Raw genomic sequence first — 17,438 nt, 5'->3', positions numbered from 1 at the left:
CGGCGCTCCCTTCCGTTGTCGAGATTCCGTAATGCGGAAGTTCGTTTCTGCTTAATGGAAGATTGCCGTCGGGCGTCGTGGCTTGTCAAGGGGGTGGGGCAGTCGGTCGGTCAGTCGCGGCGCGCGCGGTGCGGCGACCGGCGGCGCCACGCGGCGCGCGCGGTGCTCATGTCATGCCTCTCGAACCCGGCGGGTGGGTTCGCCGTCGGATACAGTCGCTGCTGGGCGGGCGACCCGGCTCCGCCGCCGTGAATTGATCGGCCTGCGGTGCATCGTGGCCCTGGTGCTGTCGATCGTGCCTCCCGTTGTGCCCTGGTGCGCCCTCGCGGTGTGCCATCCGGGCTGAAGTGCAGGTCAGAGGGTTTTTTGGGGGCAGCATGCGATTGCGAGTGGAGTTCACTACCGAACCCTTCGACCTCGACGAGGCACCCGCGCACGCGCTGGTCGCCCGCGAGGTCATCGAGGCGGCCGAGCTCGACGCGGTGGACGTCGGCCCGTTCGGCAACACGGCGGAGGGCGGTGCCGACGCCGTGCTCACCGCCCTGGACGCCCTGCTGCGCAAGACGCTGGAGGCCGGCGCCACCCGGATCTCCCTGCAGGTCAACGTGGTCGGGGAGGGCGAGCAGTGACCGGCACCGGCGAGGAGCCCTTCATCGCGGCCGTGAAGCCGCTGGTCGACGCCATGGGCGGCGAGATCATCCCGCCGGACGAGGCCGGCCCTGAGGATGTCGTGCTCTCCTGGGAGGGTGCGGACGTGGTCGCCGTACGCCTGCCCCAACTGGCCGACTCTCTGGACCACATCCTGGCCGCCATGGAGCGCCGGAAGGGCAAGCCGCTGGCCGACCTGGACCGCAAGGCGAAGCAGGAGGTCGTGCGGATACTCGAGGCGCGTGGCGCCTTCTCCGTGCGGCACGGCGTGGAGACCGTGGCGAGCGCGCTCGGGGTGAGCCGCTTCACGGTCTACAACTACCTCAACCGGGACAAGAACGCCTGAGAAGACCGGCCTCTGGGCGCCGGGGCGACCGGCCCGGTTTCGTTACCGCGAATTTTCAACAAAGTGTTGACGTCTCGTCGTCGTAGGGCGTTAGCTATCGGCACGCCCGTTCAGTACGAAGGCCGCCCTGCGCGGCCACGGAGGCTCCCGTGACGTCGAATTCCACGCCCCCGGGCCTGGCCCGGTTCAACGCCCTGGAGGAGCACGCGGCGCACGCCGCTCTCCACGAGGCGTGCGCCGCCACGGCATGGGTGAAGCGGCTGCTCGCCGCCCGCCCCTACGCCACCGCCGACGACCTCTACGCCGCCAGTGACGCCGCCATGGCCGAGCTGACCGCCGAGGACCTGGCCGAGGCCATGGCCGGGCACCCGCCGATCGGCCGCCCCAAGCCGGGCGACCCGACCTCGGCCCGGGAGCAGCGCGGCATGGCCGGCGCCTCCGAGGAGCTCAAGGCCGAGATGCTCGAACTCAACCTGGCGTACCAGGACAGGTTCGGCCATGTCTTCCTGATCTGCGCCACCGGCCGGACCGGCGAGCAGATGCGCGACGCGGTCAAGGAACGGATCGGCAACTCGCCGGAGCAGGAGCGGGAGATCGTCCGCATCGAGCTGGGCAAGATCAACCGTATCCGGCTCGCCCGCATCGTCGAAGAGGAAGCCTGACCTCATGAGCACCAGCACCACCGCCTCCGTGTCCACGCACATCCTGGACACCAGCCTCGGCCGCCCCGCCGAGGGCGTCGCCGTCCAGCTCGCGGCCCGCAGCGGCCGGGACGCCGAGTGGCAGGCGCTCGGCGGTTCCGCGACCGACGCGGACGGGCGGTGCAAGGACCTCCCGGCGCTGCCGGAGGGGGCCACACACGTACGGCTCGACTTCGCGGTGGAGCCGTACTTCGAGAAGAAGCAAGCCGATGCGCAGCAGGACGCCCCCGCGAATCGGGACAGCGGTGCCGTGTTCTTCCCCGAGGTGGCGATCACCTTCGCCGTGCAGCCCGGGGAGCACTACCACGTGCCGCTGCTGCTCAACCCGTTCGGCTACTCCGTATACCGAGGGAGCTAGCAGACACATGCCCACGATCCTGGGACAGAACCAGTACGGCAAGGCCGAGAACCGAGTCGTAAAGATCACGCGGGACGGCGCCACCCACCACATCAAGGACCTCAACGTCTCCGTGGCGCTGAGCGGCGACATGGACGAGGTCCACTACTCCGGCTCGAACGCCAACGTCCTGCCAACCGACACCACCAAGAACACGGTGTACGCGTTCGCCAAGGAGTACGGCATCGAGTCGGCCGAGCAGTTCGGCATCCACCTGGCCCGGCACTTCGTGACCAGCCAGGAGCCGATCAAGATCGCCCGGATCCGCATCGAGGAGTACGCCTGGGAGCGGATCGAGGCCTCCGACGCCAACTCGCAGTTCATCGGCGCGGACGAGGTCAAGCACTCCTTCGTCCGCAAGGGCCAGGAGACCCGCGTCACGCAGATCACGTACGACGGTGAGAAGTGGGAGGTCATATCCGGCCTCAAGGACCTCGTCGTGATGAACTCGACGAACTCCGAGTTCTGGGGCTACGTCAAGGACAAGTACACGACGCTCCAGGAGGCGTACGACCGCATCCTGGCCACCCAGGTCTCCGGCCGCTGGCGGTTCAACTGGACCGACGACGAGCAGCGGATGCCCAACTGGGAGAAGTCCTACGAGCAGACCAAGAAGCACATGCTCCAGGCCTTCGCCGAGACCTACTCGCTGTCGCTGCAGCAGACGCTGTACCAGATGGGTTCGCGGATCATCAACAACCGCAGCGAGATCGACGAGGTCCGCTTCTCCCTCCCGAACAAGCACCACTTCCTGGTGGACCTGGAGCCGTTCGGGCTGAAGAACGACAACGAGGTGTACTTCGCCGCCGACCGCCCCTACGGCCTGATCGAGGCCACCATCCTGCGGGACGGCTGCGAGGCGAAGATCCCGGTGGACCTCACCAACCTCTGATCCTCCCCCTTTCGGCACCCGTGACCGGGGAACCCGGCTCCCCGGTCACGGCACTCAAAACTCCCAGGGTCCTGCCGTGCCCTCTCCACATCAGCGCAAAGGACGAACCATGGCAGCAGCCCAGCGCATCGTCGTCGAGAACTGTTCGATCGCGACCGTGGACGCGAACGACACCGAGTACCCGACCGGCCACATCGTCATCGCGGACAACCGCATCGAGTCGCTCGGCGCGGGCAGTGCCCCCGAGGGCCTGGAGAACGTCGTACGCCGTGTCGACGCCACCGGGCACCTGGTGACCCCCGGCCTGATCAACACGCACCACCACTTCTACCAGTGGATCACCCGCGGCCTGGCCACGGACCACAACCTCTTCAACTGGCTCGTCGCCCTCTACCCGACCTGGGCGCGCATCGACGAGCAGATGGTGCGCTCAGCCGCGCAGGGCTCGCTGGCGATGATGGCCCGCGGTGGTGTCACCACCGCCATGGACCATCACTACGTCTACCCGAAGGGCTCCGGCGACCTGTCCGGCGCGATCATCGGGGCCGCACGCGACATGGGCGTCCGCTTCACGCTCGCCCGTGGCTCCATGGACCGCAGTGAGAAGGACGGCGGGCTGCCGCCGGACTTCGCCGTCGAGACCCTCGAAGGCGCGCTGGCCGCGACCGAGGAGACCGTCAAGCAGCACCACGACGCCTCCTTCGACGCGATGACCCAGGTCGCCGTCGCCCCCTGCTCCCCGTTCTCCATCTCCACCGAACTGCTCAGGCAGGGTGCTGAGCTCGCCCGCCGCCTCGGCGTGCGCATGCACACCCACGGCTCGGAGACCGTGGAGGAGGAGAAGTTCTGCCACGAGCTGTTCGGCATGGGCCCGACCGACTACTTCGAGTCCACCGGCTGGCTCGGCGAGGACGTGTGGATGGCGCACTGCGTCCACATGAACGACTCCGACATCGCCGCCTTCGCCCGCACGAAGACGGGTGTGGCGCACTGCCCGTCGTCGAACGCCCGCCTCGCGGCCGGCATCGCCCGCGTCCCGGACATGCTCGCGGCCGGCGTCCCGGTCGGCCTCGGCGTCGACGGCACGGCCTCCAACGAGTCCGGCGAACTGCACACCGAGCTGCGCAACGCTCTCCTCATCAACCGCCTCGGCGCCCACCGCGAGGCCGCCCTGAACGCCCGTCAGGCGCTGCGGCTCGGGACGTACGGCGGTGCCCAGGTCCTCGGCCGGGCGAGCGAGATCGGCTCCCTGGAGCCGGGCAAGCTGGCCGACCTCGTGCTGTGGAAGCTGGACACGCTCGCCCACGCCTCCATCGCCGACCCGGTGACCGCGCTGGTCTTCGGTGCCGCGGCACCGGTCACCGCGTCGTTCGTGAACGGCCGGCAGATCGTGGAGGACGGACGGCTGCTCACGGCCGACGAGGACGCCATCGCGCGATCGACGCGGGCGGAAGCACAGCGCCTCGCGCGGATCTCGGCGCAGGCCTGATCGCCGTACTGAAATCTCCTTACTCGATACGGCACTTGATCTCCGGCCGGGAGGGACGGCTCCCGGTCGGCAGCCGTGGACCCGAGCGGGGTCCATGGCGGCCGTCGCCGGGGCGCGTGTTGGACGCACGCGCCCCGGAACGGTCTCCGTTTCCCCCAGAACGGGCCCGTCCCTGGTCCCTCCCCCACTCTCGAATTCGCTCGAGCGGGAGGTACCCCCATGACCGCTTGCACCACCTCCTTGAACCCGCGTCAGAGCCGACGCGTTCAACCGACCGGAGGAGAGCCGCAGTGTCCGCCCAGCCCGTTTCACCCCACCCTGTCGACGAGAAACTCCCCGCCCTGAAAATGGCGACCACCGGCCTGCAGCACGTGGCCGCCATGTACGCGGGAGTCGTCGCCCCACCCCTGATCGTCGGGGCGGCCATAGGCCTGTCCGCCACCGAACTGACCTTCCTCACCGGCGCCTGCCTCTTCACAGCGGGCCTCGCCACCTTCCTCCAGACCCTCGGCATCTGGAAGATCGGCGCCCGGCTGCCGTTCGTCAACGGCGTCACCTTCGCCGGCGTCGCCCCCATGACCGCGATCGTCGCCTCCACCGAGGACAAGTCCGACGCGCTGCCGATCATCTTCGGCGCGGTCATCGTCGCCGGCCTCCTGGGCTTCCTCGCCGCCCCCTTCTTCAGCAAGGCGGTGCGCTTCTTCCCGCCGGTGGTGACGGGTACGGTCATCACGCTGATCGGCATCTCGCTGCTGCCGGTCGCCTTCGGCTGGGCGCAGGGTCCCAATCCGGCGGCGGACGACTACGGTTCGGCCACGAACCTGGGACTGGCGGCCGGAACCCTGCTGATCGTCCTGCTGCTGCGCCGCTTCACCCGCGGCTTCGTCAAGCAGATCGCCGTACTCCTCGGCCTGGTCGTCGGCACGCTGATCGCGATCCCGTTCGGCGTCACGGACTTCGGCCCGGTGGCGGACGCGGACGTCATCGGCTTCCCGACCCCGTTCCACTTCGGCGCCCCGCAGTTCCAGCTCGCCGCGATCATCTCGATGTGCGTGGTGATGGTGGTGTCGATGACCGAGTCGACCGCCGACATGCTGGCGCTGGGGGAGATCGTCGAGCGCCCGGCCGACGAGAAGACCATCGCGGCGGGCCTGCGCGCCGACACCCTCGGCTCGGCGATCAGCCCCCTCTTCAACGGCTTCATGTGCAGCGCCTTCGCGCAGAACATCGGCCTGGTCGCGATGACGAGGATCCGCAGCCGGTACGTCGTCGCCGTGGGCGGCGGGTTCCTGGTGCTGATGGGCCTGTGCCCGATGGCCGCGTCGCTCATCGCGGTCGTCCCGCGCCCCGTGCTCGGCGGCGCCGGCGTGGTCCTCTTCGGTTCGGTGGCCGCCAGCGGCATCCAGACCTTGGTCAAGGCCGGCCTGGAGAAGGACAACAACGTCCTGATCGTCGCCGTCTCACTGGCCGTCGGCATCGTCCCGATCACCGCGCCGGAGTTCTACCACGCCTTCCCGGAGACGGTGCGGATCGTGCTGGACTCGGGGATCTCGACGGGCTGTGTGGCGGCGGTGGTGCTGAACCTCGTCTTCAACCACCTGGGCAAGGGACGTGAGGCCGACGAGGTCACGGCCCCGATGGAACCGGTGACCACCACGCCTTGAGGCCGGCGAACACGCGTTCGCCCTGGCAGAACTCCGCGAGTCCTGCCAGGGCGAGCCGTTCTCACTGTGCCGGGTCAGCGGGTGTAGGTGACCCGGTGCTCCTTCAGGGCGCCGCAGTTGGAGCCCGTGATCTGCACGTACACGTTGCTGATGTGACCGCCCCAGTCCACGCAGTGGGCCTTGCCGTAGACGTAGGTCGGCCCGGCGTACGACGTGTAGCGCCCGTAGTCCTCGTCGTACTCCTCGGTGTCCGGGATGTACACCCACGCGGACATGTCCCTGGCGGTGCCCGGGTTGTTCCGGATGGTCGCCACGCAGTTCTTGCCGTTGGAGGCGTTGTACGTCAGGTAGACGGTGCCGAGCGAGCCGACGGGTGCCGAGTTCACGGTCTTGTAGGCGCTTCCGCAGACCTTCTGCGGTGTGGTGTTGGGCGCCGCGGAGGCGGGTGCCGTCAGGGCGGCCGTGGTCCCCACCGTCAGGGCCGCTAACGCGGCGGCGGACAGCGCAGATCGGGTGAATCGCATATTTCCCCCTGGTAACCATTGGAGGTGGTTGCTCCTGCATGGTGTGACCCGCGGGGCATGCGAATGGTTGTGCTCTCCCGTGCCGTGCCGGTGACTAGAGCCCGAACAGGCTCGGGTCCGTGGCCAGTTCCTTGAAGTAGTCCTGCGGGTTGGCCACCATCCTGCGTTCCTGGAGGTCCAGCAGGCCGCCCACCGCCGTGAGTTCGGCCGCCACCGTGCCGTCCGCCTTGCGCATGGTCTGGTGGATGCGGAAGGTCTTGCCGCCCGACCACTCGAAGGAGCAGGTCACGTCGACCTCGTCACCGGCGAGGAGCTCCCGCTTGTAGCGGACGGTCGTCTCCAGCGCGACCGGACCCACCCCCTTGCCTATGAGCCCCGTCTGGGTGATGCCCGCGGCCTGGAGCAGCGACCACCGGGCGTGCTCCGCATAGTTGATGTACACGCTCTGGTTGACGTGCCCCTGCACATCCGTCTCATAGCCGCGCACGGTGATCCGGACGGAGAACGGCTCGCTCACTGTTTCCCCTTCTCATGCTCGATGCCCTGTGCACCGATCTTGGCATGCCGGTCATGCCCGGCGTGGGGACGCCAGCAGATAGCGCGCTCTGGTGCGGGGCTCGGTGTGTTCGCCGACCTGCCAGCCCGCCTCCTCCAGTGTGGCCGCGCAGGCTCGCAGACGCGCACCGTCCGGCTCGTGCACGGCCACGGCCTCGGGCTGCGGGGTGGCCCGCACCCGGTACCCCTCCGCCGCCTCCCGCTCGGCCGGAGCGTGCCCGGCGGCCTCCAGGGCGAGCGCGGCGGCCTGCACCAGATGCGTCCGCTCCCACGCGCACGGCCGGTCCATGGCCCCGTCCGGGTTGGTCATCCGGCGCAGCTCCAGCAGCCCCTGCCAGGCGCTGTGCACCTCCCGGACGCGGGCCGGTCCGGTCTTCGGCGCGTCCTCCTCCCCGCCGATCCGGGCGGCGAACACCCCGTCGGCCGCGGGAGCCGCGGGCTGCGGAGGCGCTGTCGGCTCCGCCTCCTCCCGTATCCGATGCCCCGCCGGCGTCAGAAAGTGATCGTGCGGGGGCCGCGGGTGCCGGAAGGCCAGCCCCCGCTTCACCAGCGCCGCGAGCTGCGCCTGCGTACCTCTGACCCGACCGGTCACGGGATCGGCGGCGTCGATGACACGCCGCTGAGCCGCGGTCGGTGGTCTCGTCACGGCGTGCTCCTCCCCAGACGTCGGGCACGGGCCGCACCTCTCGCGCAGGCACCGCCCTGTCTGCTGGGAAGGCTACGGCCCGGGTCTGACATTCCACCCGGCGATCACCGGCCGCCCATGCTCCGTGCCCAGCCGGCACACCGTCCCCGTGGCCAGCTGGAACAGCGCCCCCTGCGCGGCCGGCAGCCCGAGCCGCCGGGCCGTGAGCACCCGCAGGAAGTGCCCGTGCGCCACCAGCACCACGCACCCCTCGTTGTTGGCGAACGCCGCGTCCACCTTGGCCAGCATCCGGTCCGCGCGCTCCCCGACCTGTTCCGGGCTCTCCCCGGGACGGTCGGGCGGCCCGGGCGCGACCCCGTCCGTGAACAGGAACCACCCCGGCCGCTCGCGCTGGATCTCGACGGTCGTGATCCCCTCGTACCCGCCGTAGTCCCACTCGCGCAGATCCGGGTCGACCCGCACGTCGTGCAGCCCGATCAGCTCGGCGGTCTCCCGGGCCCGCTGCGCCGGGCTGACGAAGGCGGCCCCGATCCGGTGCGACCGGATCAACGGCACCAGCCGCCGCGCCTCCTCCCGCCCGCGCTCGGTGAGGGGCACGTCCGTCCATCCCGTGTGCCGCCCGGACCGCGACCACTCGGTCTCACCGTGCCGGACGAGAAACAGATCAGCCACGCGCGCACCCTTCCAGCTCGCCTTCCCGGCACCGTGCCACAGGGCTGCGGCGGCCCGCAGGACGGGCTGGGCCGGACGGCCGTTCCCGTGGGAACCGGGCCCGTCTAGCGGATGAGCCGCCACCCGTCAAGCGGCGAACAGCCGGGGCTGGAGCGCCTCCCCGGTTGCGGGGGAGCGTGGCAGTCGACCGCCCGCCCCGGCCACCCGAACCAAGCAGGTCTCCCCATGAATGACATCGCCATCGTCGGACTCGGCTGTCGCTTCCCCGGCGCCCGGGACAGCCAGGCGTACTGGAAACTCCTCCACGGCGCGGAGCGGCAGTTCGCCCCGGTGCCCGCGGACCGCTGGAACCACGACACGTTCCACGCACCCGCCGACCGGTCCGCCGGCGACACCGCGTACACCGACCAGGTCGCCTTCCTGGACGAGGTGGACCGCTTCGCCGCCCTGCACTACGGCATGCCGCCCCGCCGCGTCGAGGCCATGGATCCGCAGCACCGGCTGATGCTCGACGTGACCCGCGAGGCCCTCGACGACGCGGGGATGGGCCGGGGCGGCTTCGACCGGGAGAACACCGGCGTCTTCTTCGGCCTGTCGGTGTCCGACTACAAGGAGCTCATGACGGCCCGCCTGCGGGCCGTCGCCCTCGCCGACGGGTCGCTCGGCGGCACGGCCGACCCCGACCTCCTGCGGGCCCTGCGGGACCGGGCCACCGAGCAGCTCAGCCCCCTCCAGGCCTTCGCCCTGCCGGGGAGCCTGCTCAACATGGCGCCCGCCGCCGTGAGCCGGCACTTCGACCTCGGCGGCCCCAGCTTCGCCGTCGACGCCGCCTGCTCCAGCTCCCTGATCGCCCTCGACCAGGCGGTGCTCCAGCTGCGCCGGGGGACCTGCGCGATGGCCGTGGTCGGCGGTGTCTACCTCAGCCTCACCCCGGACAGCCTCGTGGGCTTCTCCCGCCTGGGCGCCCTGTCGGCCAGCGGGGTGTGCCGGCCGTTCGACGAGCGGGCCGACGGCTTCGTCCTCGGCGAGGGCGCCGGCGTCGTCGTCGTACGGCCGCTGCGGGACGCGCTCGCCGCCGGTGACCGTGTCTACGCCGTCATCAAGGGCATCGGCTCGGCGAACGACGGCACCGCCCCCGGACCCCTGGTCCCCACCGCCGAAGGCCAGCTGCGGGCCATGCGCCGTGCCTTCGCCGACGCGGGTCTGCCGCCCTCCGCCGTGGGCTTCGTCGAGGCCCACGGCACGGCCACCTCCGTCGGCGACCGCGTGGAGGTGGAAGCGCTGCGCCGGCTGCGGACCGAGCACGCGGACGGGGACCCCGGCCCGTGCCACCTCTCCTCGGCCAAGGCCCTGATCGGGCACTCGCTGTCCGCCGCGGGCATCGCCGGACTGATCAAGACAGCGCTGGTCGTGCATCACCGTACGGTCGTTCCGCAGCCGGACTTCACCCCCCGTCCGGATCTCGGGCTGGACGCCGCCGGCCTGCGCATCGCCGACACCCCTCGGCCGTGGCCGGACGGCGACGCCCCGCGGTGTGCGGCCGTCAGCTCGTTCGGCTTCGGCGGTACGAACGTCCACGTGGTCCTCCAGGAGGCACCGGCCCCGGCCACCTCGGGAGGACCGGTCCGCACCGCATCCGTGGCCGAGCCCCACCTCGCCCTGATCTCGGCGGGCGGTCGGGAATCGCTCCTGGAGCACACCGGGGCGCTGCTCGACACTCTGGACCGCACGCCGGCGCCGTCGATGGCGGCGCTTGCCCACACCCTGGGCGGGCGCGAGCCGCTGCCGAGCCGGCTCGCGATCGTGGCCGCCGATCCGGCCGCGTTCACCGAGCGGCTGCGGCGGGCCCGCCGGCAGCTGGCCGACGGCGCCCGGGGCGATCTCGGCGACGGTGCCTTCGCCGCCGACGCTCCGCTGCCGCCCGCCGAGCGCCGGGTCGCCTTCGTCTTCCCCGGTCAGGGCAGCCAGCGGCCGGGCCTGATGCGGGACCTCCACCAGCGGTTCCCCGACTTCCGGGAGACCGTCGGCAGGCTGGGCGAGGTGGCCCGGCAGGCCGCCGGCGTCGACGTCGCCGGTCTGCTGTACGGCGGGACGGACGACGCGGCCGAGGCGCGGCTGGCGCTCAGGCGACGGCTGGCCGGGACGGAGGTGTGCCAGCCCCTGCTGGGCACCGTGCAGATCGCCGCCACCCGGCTGCTGGCCGCTTGCGGTGTCGCCCCCGGCCTCGTACTCGGCCACAGCGTCGGGGAGTTCGCGGCAGCCGCGGCCGCCGGCTTCCTCAGCGACGACGAGACCATACGGCTGCTGGCCCACCGCGGCGCGGTGCTGCGGGAGGCGGAGGCCGAGCCGCACGGCGGGATGCTCGCCCTGCAGGCCGACGAGGAGACCTGCCGTGAGCTCGTACGGGGCATCGACGACGTATGGCTCGCGTGCTTCAACCAGCCGCGGCAGATCGTGGTCAGCGGCAGCGAGGAGGGGCTCGGCGCGCTACGAAGCGCCTGCTCGAAGGCCGGCGTCGTGACGTCCGCGCTCGATGTGTCGCACGCCTTTCACTCCCCGCGCCTTGCCCGGGCCGACGACACCATGCGCGCGGACCTCGAACGGCGCCCCCTCGCCGCCCCCCGCGTGCCGTTCGTCTCGGCGGTGAGCGGGGCCGTGTGCGACGAGCCCGAACGGCTGCGCGAGCTGTGGGCGCGTCACGCGTCCGCGCCGGTCCGCTTCGGTGACGCCGTGCGCGGCGCCTACGACGCGGGCGCGCGCGTCTTCCTCCAGGTGGCGGGCGGCGGTTCGCTGCTCACCTCCGTCCGCCGCAACCTCGCCGACCGGGGCGACATCCACGTCGTCTCCGCCGACGGCACGGCGCCGGACGACGCGTACGGGTTCCTGCGGGCCCTCGCCCGGCTCGCGGTCCTGGGCGTCCCGGTCGACCCCCGGGCCCTGGTGCGGGAGCGGGATCGCCGGCTGCTGGACCTGCCGGTGGCCCGGCTGGAGACGCGGCCCTACTGGGTGCCGCGACCCGCGGGCGACGGAGCCGGCCGCGCCGTGCCCGTTTCGGCCCCGACCGGAGACCCGAACGACGAGCAACCGACGAACAGGGAGAGCCAGATGAGGAAGGAGAACCCGATGTACGAACTGCTCGACCTCATCCAGCAACAGGTGTCGGCCCTCAGGCGCCTCAGCGACACGCTGCCCGCCGTGGAAACCCCTCGCCCCGACGTCGCGAACGCTGCCCCGGCCGTCGCTCCCGCCACATCCTCCCGGCCGTGCGCACCACCCCGTCTCGGATCCGGTGCCGAGGCTGAGGACGCGGTGCTCGAGCAGATAGCCCGCATCAGCGCCTTCCCCGTGGAACACCTGCGCAGCGACCAAGTGCTCGTCGAGGATCTCGGATTCGACTCGCTGATGCTGACCGACCTGTTCGCGTCGCTGCGACGCCGGTGGCCGTTCCTGAAAATGGACGAGAACAGTGCCCGGGCGACCGTCGGAGGCATCACGGCGAAGATCACGGGCACCGCCGGGACGGCCGAACCGGTCACCGCGCCCACCGCCGAGGCCCCCGCACTTCCCGAGGAGCAGACGCGCATCGAGAGCTTCCCGGAGGTCACCGCACACCAGGAGCGCATGGCCACACTGGGCCGACTCCGGTTGCCCAACCCCTACTTCCTGGTCCACGAGGGCGGGATGACGGACCGGACGGTCGTCGACGGCCGGGAACTCGTCTCCTTCTCCGGCTACAACTACCTGGGCCTGGCGACGCATCCCGAGGTGAGCGAGGCGGTCGGGGAAGCCGTCGAACGGTACGGCACGTCGGCGTCCGCCAGCCGGCTGCTGTCCGGGAGCCGTCCGCTCCATGTGCGGCTGGAGGACGAACTCGCCCGCACGCTCGGCACGGAGGACGCGATCACCATGGTGAGCGGACACGCCACCAACGTCACCGTGATCGGGCATCTCGTCGGGCCGGGCGACCTGATCGTCCACGACGCGCTCGCCCATGACAGCGTCCTGCAGGGCTGCCGGCTCTCCGGCGCCACCCGGCGCCCCTTCCCGCACAACGACGCGGGCGCCCTGGACGCCCTCCTCACCCGGGTCCGCCACCAGTACCGCCGGGTGCTCGTCGTGGTCGAGGGCGTGTACAGCATGGACGGCGACATCGCGGCCCTGCCGGACCTCGTCGAGGTCAAGCGCCGGCATGGGGCCCTGCTGATGGTCGACGAGGCACACAGCATCGGGGTGCTCGGAGCCACCGGGCGCGGCGTCGGCGAGCACTTCGACGTCGAGCGGCCGGACGTCGACCTGTGGATGGGCACCCTGTCCAAGGCGCTGGCCGGGTGCGGTGGTTATGTCGCCGCGAACCGCGCCGTCGTCGAGTACCTCCGGTACACCGCGCCGGGCTTCGTCTACAGCGCGGGCATGACCCCCGCGAACACGGCCGCCTCGCTGGCCGCACTGCGGCTGATGCGGGCCGAGCCGGAGCGGCTGGCGCGGCTGCGGGAGAACTCCGCGCTGTTCGTGCGCCTGGCCCGCGAGGCGGGGATCGACACCGGGCACAGCCACGACACGCCGATCGTGCCGTGCGTCGTGGGGGATTCGGCGCGCACGCTGTGGCTGGCCCGGGAGCTCTTCCGGCGGGGCGTGAGCGTCAACCCGATCCTGCACCCGGCGGTCCCCGAGGAGCTGTCCCGGCTGCGGTTCTTCGTGACGTGCGACCACACGCCCGACCAGATCCGGTTCACCGTGGCGGCGTTGGCGGAACAGCTGCGGGACGTCCGTGTCGCGGCCGCCGCGTGACCGGACCCGGTCATCATGCGGGCGCGGTCCCGGTCACCCCACGGCGGGCCCTGCGCTATTGGCGGTACCCGCTCAGGAACCGCCCGATCCGCCCGATGGCCGCCTCCAGGTCCTCCGCGTACGGCAGGGTCAGGATCCGGAAGTGATCGGGAGTCGGCCAGTTGAAGCCCGTGCCCTGGACCACCTGGATCTTCTCCCGCAGCAGCAGGTCCAGGACGAACTTCTCGTCGTCGTGGATCTTGTGGACCTTGGGGTCGAGGCGCGGGAAGGCGTACAGCGCGCCCTTCGGCTTCACGCACGAGACGCCGGGGATCTCGTTGAGCTTCTCCCAGGCCACGGTGCGCTGTTCGTGCAGGCGGCCGCCGGGGTTGGTCAGCTCACGGATCGACTGGCGGCCGCCGAGCGCGGCCTGGATGGCGTACTGGGCGGGCGCGTTGGCGCACAGCCGCATGGAGGCCAGCATCGTCAGGCCCTCCAGGTAGTCCTTCGCGTGCTGCTTCGGGCCGGTGACGACCAGCCAGCCGGAGCGGAAGCCCGCCACGCGGTACGTCTTCGACAGGCCGCAGAAGGTGAGAACGACGAGGTCGGGGGCGAGGGCGGCGGCCGAGTGGTGCACGGCGTCGTCGTACAGGATCTGGTCGTAGATCTCGTCGGCGAAGACCATGAGGCCGTGGCGGCGGGCCAGGTCGAGGATGCCCTCGACGATCTCCTTCGGGTAGACAGCGCCCGTCGGGTTGTTGGGGTTGATGATGACCACGGCCTTGGTGCGGTCCGTGATCTTCGAGGCCATGTCTTCCAGGTCCGGGTACCACTCGGCCTGCTCGTCGCAGAGGTAGTGCACCGCCTTGCCGCCGGCCAGGGTCGTCACCGCCGTCCACAGCGGGAAGTCCGGGGCGGGGATGAGGATCTCGTCGCCGTCCTCGACCAGCGCCTGTACGGCCATGGACACCAGCTCGGACACGCCGTTGCCGAGGAAGACGTCGTCGACGCCGACCTCCAGGCCGAGCGTCTGGTAGCGCTGGGCCACGGCCCGGCGGGCGGAGAGGACACCGCGCGAGTCGGTGTAGCCGTGCGCCCGGGGCAGCATCCGGATCATGTCCTGGAGGATCTCCTCCGGCGCCTCGAAGCCGAAGAGCGCGGGGTTGCCGGTGTTCAGGCGCAGCACGCTGTGGCCCGCCTTCTCCAGCGCGTCGGCGTGCTCGATCACCGGGCCGCGGATCTCGTAACAGACCTCGCTGAGCTTGTTCGACTGCCGGAACTCCATACGCGCTCGCCCCTCCGGTTTCGTGTGTTGCTTGGTTTTACCAAGTTCGAGCTTGGAAAGTCCAACAACATGTCTAGACTGCGTCGCATGTCACCTCGCCGAAGCTACGACCAGTACTGTTCCGCCGCCCGCGCGCTCGACGCCGTCGGCGACCGCTGGACCCTGCTGATCGTCCGGGAGCTGCTGGCCGGCCCGCGGCGCTACACCGACCTGCACGCCGACCTGCCGGGCGTCAGTACCGACGTACTCGCCTCTCGGCTGAAGGACATGGAGCGGGACGGCATCAGCACGCGGCGCCGGCTGCCGCCGCCCGGAGCGGCGTACGTGTACGAACTCACCGGTCGGGGGCGGGAGTTGCTGCCCGTGCTGCAGGCGCTGGGGGAGTGGGGGCAGGCCGAGCTCGGTGAGCGGCGGCCGACCGACGCGGTGCGCGCGCACTGGTTCGCGCTGCCTCTGCTGCGGGCGTTGGAGGGGGTCGGCGTCGTCGAAGTGCGGCTGGAGGAGGGGGAGTTCCACTTGTACGTCGGGGCCGAGGACGGGCCGGTCTACGGGGACGGGCCCGCTCCGGGTGAGCCCGATGCGCGGCTGGTGCTGGACTCCGGGACCTGCGAGGCGGTCGCACGGGGGGAGTTGAGCGTGGCCGATGCGGTACGGAACGGTCGTATCGAGGTGAGCGGGGACGGGACCCTGGCCAAGGCGCTGCTCGACATCTGAGCGGCGAAAGGCCCGCCGTACGGTTGAGTACGGCGGGCCATTCGAGAACCGTCAGGCGCTCGGCGGCACCCGAGACGGCCGGCCCGCACCACGTGTCAGCGCGTATCCGCCGACGCCCGCGAGCGCGGCCAGCGCGCCGCCGATCGCCGTCCACACCCATCGGTCGGACCACCACCCGGACGCCCAGCCGCCGCTGGGCTCCAGGCTCGCCAGCAGTTGGTCCTTGGTGTACTCGTCCTCGCCGCTCTGGGATATGGCGCCTGCCCCCGGCACCAGCGGATGTGCCAGCGAGCCGTCGACCGCCGCCGCCCCGCCGGTGTCCTCGGAGTCGACCCGGACCTCGGCGTCGACCGGCAGGCCGAGGTCGGAGGTGGGCGGGTCCAGGACCGTCAGCCGGATGTAGTACGTCCCCGGCAGCGGATCATCGGCCCACGGCTCCGACCACGCCCGGACGGTGCGCAGCACGCAGGTCAGGTCCACGGAGGCGGCGTCCGCTCCGGCGGTGCGCGTCTGGGCGCCGTACTGGCAGGCCTGGCGGCGCCGCAGTCCGTCGTACACGTCGATCTGCCAGGTCTGGGCCGCGTGCGTGTCCGGCAGCTTCACCGTCGCCTTCACGGTCGGGCGCTGTCCGGCGTCCGCGGGGAACGACCAGTACAGATAGTCGCCCGTGGAGGCGCTCGCGATGGCCGTCTGCCCCTGCTCGATCTCGGTCGCCGTACGGAAGGAGGTGCCCGCCTCGGTCGGCGCGCCACCGTTCTCCGACGCGCTCGGCGACGGCGAGGAGTCGGCGACCGCGGGGGTGACCGTGAGGCCGAGCATCAGCGCCGCCGCGCTCAACACACCTGTGATCCGCATCAGTTGGTCCTCCAGACCGCGACCCGCCAGCGCGACAGCCAGCCCCACACGAGACCGGCGAGGAAGCCGGTCAGGATCAGCGCGCCGAGCAGCCACCAGCCGCGCCCGAGGCCGAAGGAGGCCACGTCGCCCGACTCGCTGGGCCCGCCCACGACGTCGATGGTCAGTTCGAGCGGCAGACCGGGGGTGGTCTGCACGCCGCCCGCTGGTGCGAAGGAGTGGGTGACCTGGAGGCACACGCTCTCGGGCGGCAGCGCACCGTCACCGCTCTCCAGTTTCGCCCTCGGGTAGCGCAGCCCGGTCGAGACCACATCGGTACGGCCGTTGCCCGCCGCCTCGCCGCGCACGATCTCCCGCCCCTTCTCGGTCACCGCCCGCAGCAGCAGCCCGTACGAGGGGTTCACCGCCCGGTCCGCCGAGACGCTCACCGAGGCGCGCAGTTCATAGCCGTCCGGGACGTCCACGCGGTACCAGCGCTGCTGCCCGAACTCCTCGCGGTCGGTGTACAGGCCGGACTCCAGCTCGGGCGCCTTCGCGCACTGGTCCGCGCCCGTCGTCGCGACCGGCGTCACCACCGGATCGGCCGCCCGGTCCACCAACTGGTTGACCTTGTCGGCGAGTTCGTCGGTGTGCTCGACCGAGGTGAACGTGCCGCCCGTCGCCTCGGCGATGCAGCTCAGCTGCTGCCGCATCTTCGTGTTCGGGACCAGGCCGAGCGTGTCGATGGTCAGCCCGATGCCCTTGGCGGCGATCTCCCGGGCCACCTCGCACGGGTCGAGCGGGGCGCAGGTGTCCTCGCCGTCGCTGATCAGCACGATGCGCTTGGAGCCCTCGCCGCCGTCGAGGTCGTCGGCGGCCTTCAGCAGCGCGGGGCCGATCGGCGTCCAGCCGGTGGGCGCCAGGGTCGCCACCGCCGCCTTCGCCTCGGTGCGGTCCAGGGGGCCGACCGGGTAGAGCTGCGCGGTGTCCTTGCAGCCCGTCCTGCGGTCGTCGCCCGGGTAGTCGGCGCCCAGCGTGCGGATGCCGAGCTGGACCTCCTCGGGCGTCGCGTCCAGCACCTCGTTGAACGCCTGCTTCGCCGCGGCCATCCGCGACTGGCCGTCGATGTCCCGCGCCCGCATCGAGCCGCTCACATCCAGCACGAGGTCGACCTTCGGCGCGGTCGCACCGGTCTCGTCGGCAACCGCCCCGGCCGGGAACGCCATCCCGGCCGCGAGCGCGGCGAGCAGGGCGCAGGCCCCGGCCGCCAGCCGTGTTCTTGTGATCATCGGCGGATCTTATTG

At 71.3% G+C, this 17,438-nt stretch carries 16 protein-coding genes; 9 read left to right on the top strand and 7 right to left on the bottom strand.

The window, feature by feature from the left end; all coding sequences use genetic code 11:
- Positions 1-377: 377 nt before the first annotated feature.
- The 7 genes from IF78_RS0101625 (at position 378) to IF78_RS0101595 (ending at position 6,137) form a co-directional block, all read left to right on the top strand.
- The gene (locus IF78_RS0101625) at positions 378-629 is read left to right on the top strand and encodes a YkoF family thiamine-binding protein (protein ID WP_031475442.1); all 252 of its coding nucleotides are present in this window, start codon (positions 378-380) and stop codon (positions 627-629) included.
- Complete coding sequence (locus IF78_RS0101620; RefSeq protein ID WP_031475444.1) at positions 626-994, top strand: helix-turn-helix domain-containing protein; 369 nt, start codon at positions 626-628, stop codon at positions 992-994. Before IF78_RS0101625 ends, IF78_RS0101620 begins: the two co-directional genes overlap by 4 nt.
- A gap of 149 nt (positions 995-1,143) precedes the next feature.
- A complete protein-coding gene (gene uraD / locus IF78_RS0101615; RefSeq protein ID WP_031475446.1) occupies positions 1,144-1,656 on the top strand; it encodes a 2-oxo-4-hydroxy-4-carboxy-5-ureidoimidazoline decarboxylase in 513 nt (170 codons plus the stop codon).
- Positions 1,657-1,660: 4 nt separating this feature from the next.
- Positions 1,661-2,053 carry a hydroxyisourate hydrolase gene (uraH, locus tag IF78_RS0101610; protein ID WP_031475448.1) on the top strand — a complete coding sequence of 131 codons (393 nt, stop codon included), beginning with the start codon at positions 1,661-1,663 and terminating at the stop codon, positions 2,051-2,053.
- Positions 2,054-2,060: 7 nt separating this feature from the next.
- Positions 2,061-2,984: a factor-independent urate hydroxylase gene (gene pucL, locus IF78_RS0101605; protein WP_031475450.1), complete on the top strand. Its 924-nt coding sequence runs from the start codon at positions 2,061-2,063 to the stop codon at positions 2,982-2,984.
- A gap of 109 nt (positions 2,985-3,093) precedes the next feature.
- Positions 3,094-4,473 (top strand): 8-oxoguanine deaminase, encoded by a 1,380-nt coding sequence (locus tag IF78_RS0101600; RefSeq protein ID WP_031475452.1) that lies wholly within the window; start codon positions 3,094-3,096, stop codon positions 4,471-4,473.
- Between the two features lie 290 nt (positions 4,474-4,763).
- The gene (locus IF78_RS0101595) at positions 4,764-6,137 is read left to right on the top strand and encodes a nucleobase:cation symporter-2 family protein (RefSeq protein WP_031475454.1); all 1,374 of its coding nucleotides are present in this window, start codon (positions 4,764-4,766) and stop codon (positions 6,135-6,137) included.
- 74 nt (positions 6,138-6,211) lie between these two features.
- On the opposite strand, the gene IF78_RS0101590 is transcribed toward IF78_RS0101595, so the two are convergent.
- The 4 genes from IF78_RS0101590 to IF78_RS0101575 all read right to left on the bottom strand — a co-directional run bounded on the left by IF78_RS0101590 (position 6,212) and on the right by IF78_RS0101575 (position 8,534).
- The gene (locus IF78_RS0101590) at positions 6,212-6,661 is read right to left on the bottom strand and encodes a hypothetical protein (RefSeq protein WP_031475456.1); all 450 of its coding nucleotides are present in this window, start codon (positions 6,659-6,661) and stop codon (positions 6,212-6,214) included.
- A 94-nt stretch (positions 6,662-6,755) separates the two neighbouring features.
- Positions 6,756-7,178: an acyl-CoA thioesterase gene (locus IF78_RS0101585; protein WP_031475457.1), complete on the bottom strand. Its 423-nt coding sequence runs from the start codon at positions 7,176-7,178 to the stop codon at positions 6,756-6,758.
- 51 nt (positions 7,179-7,229) lie between these two features.
- Positions 7,230-7,862 (bottom strand): hypothetical protein, encoded by a 633-nt coding sequence (locus IF78_RS0101580; protein WP_031475459.1) that lies wholly within the window; start codon positions 7,860-7,862, stop codon positions 7,230-7,232.
- A 72-nt stretch (positions 7,863-7,934) separates the two neighbouring features.
- Positions 7,935-8,534 (bottom strand): histidine phosphatase family protein, encoded by a 600-nt coding sequence (locus IF78_RS0101575; protein WP_031475461.1) that lies wholly within the window; start codon positions 8,532-8,534, stop codon positions 7,935-7,937.
- Between the two features lie 225 nt (positions 8,535-8,759).
- Between IF78_RS0101575 and IF78_RS0101570 the strand changes: the two genes are divergently transcribed.
- Entirely contained in the window at positions 8,760-13,322 is a 4,563-nt protein-coding gene (locus IF78_RS0101570) for a type I polyketide synthase (RefSeq protein WP_031475463.1), read from the top strand.
- Between the two features lie 55 nt (positions 13,323-13,377).
- On the opposite strand, the gene IF78_RS0101565 is transcribed toward IF78_RS0101570, so the two are convergent.
- A complete protein-coding gene (locus IF78_RS0101565) occupies positions 13,378-14,586 on the bottom strand; it encodes a pyridoxal phosphate-dependent aminotransferase (RefSeq protein ID WP_031475465.1) in 1,209 nt (402 codons plus the stop codon).
- A gap of 87 nt (positions 14,587-14,673) precedes the next feature.
- On the opposite strand from IF78_RS0101565, the gene IF78_RS0101560 reads away from it, so the two are divergent.
- Positions 14,674-15,300, top strand: a complete 627-nt coding sequence (locus IF78_RS0101560; protein ID WP_031475467.1) for a winged helix-turn-helix transcriptional regulator — start codon at positions 14,674-14,676, stop codon at positions 15,298-15,300.
- A gap of 51 nt (positions 15,301-15,351) precedes the next feature.
- Here the strand turns inward: IF78_RS0101560 and IF78_RS0101555 are convergent, their stop codons facing one another.
- Both IF78_RS0101555 and IF78_RS0101550 read right to left on the bottom strand, forming a co-directional pair.
- On the bottom strand, positions 15,352-16,155 hold the full coding sequence (locus IF78_RS0101555) for a hypothetical protein (RefSeq protein WP_031475469.1): 804 nt from the start codon (positions 16,153-16,155) through the stop codon (positions 15,352-15,354).
- The gene (locus tag IF78_RS0101550) at positions 16,155-17,423 is read right to left on the bottom strand and encodes a VWA domain-containing protein (RefSeq protein ID WP_031475471.1); all 1,269 of its coding nucleotides are present in this window, start codon (positions 17,421-17,423) and stop codon (positions 16,155-16,157) included. The genes IF78_RS0101555 and IF78_RS0101550 overlap by 1 nt, the downstream gene beginning before the upstream one ends.
- Positions 17,424-17,438 lie beyond the last annotated feature (15 nt).

The sequence above is a fragment of the Streptomyces bicolor genome (genome assembly GCF_000719285.1).
In the GTDB taxonomy this organism is placed as follows: domain Bacteria; phylum Actinomycetota; class Actinomycetes; order Streptomycetales; family Streptomycetaceae; genus Streptomyces; species Streptomyces bicolor.
This window is presented reverse-complemented; position numbering and strand designations above follow the sequence as displayed.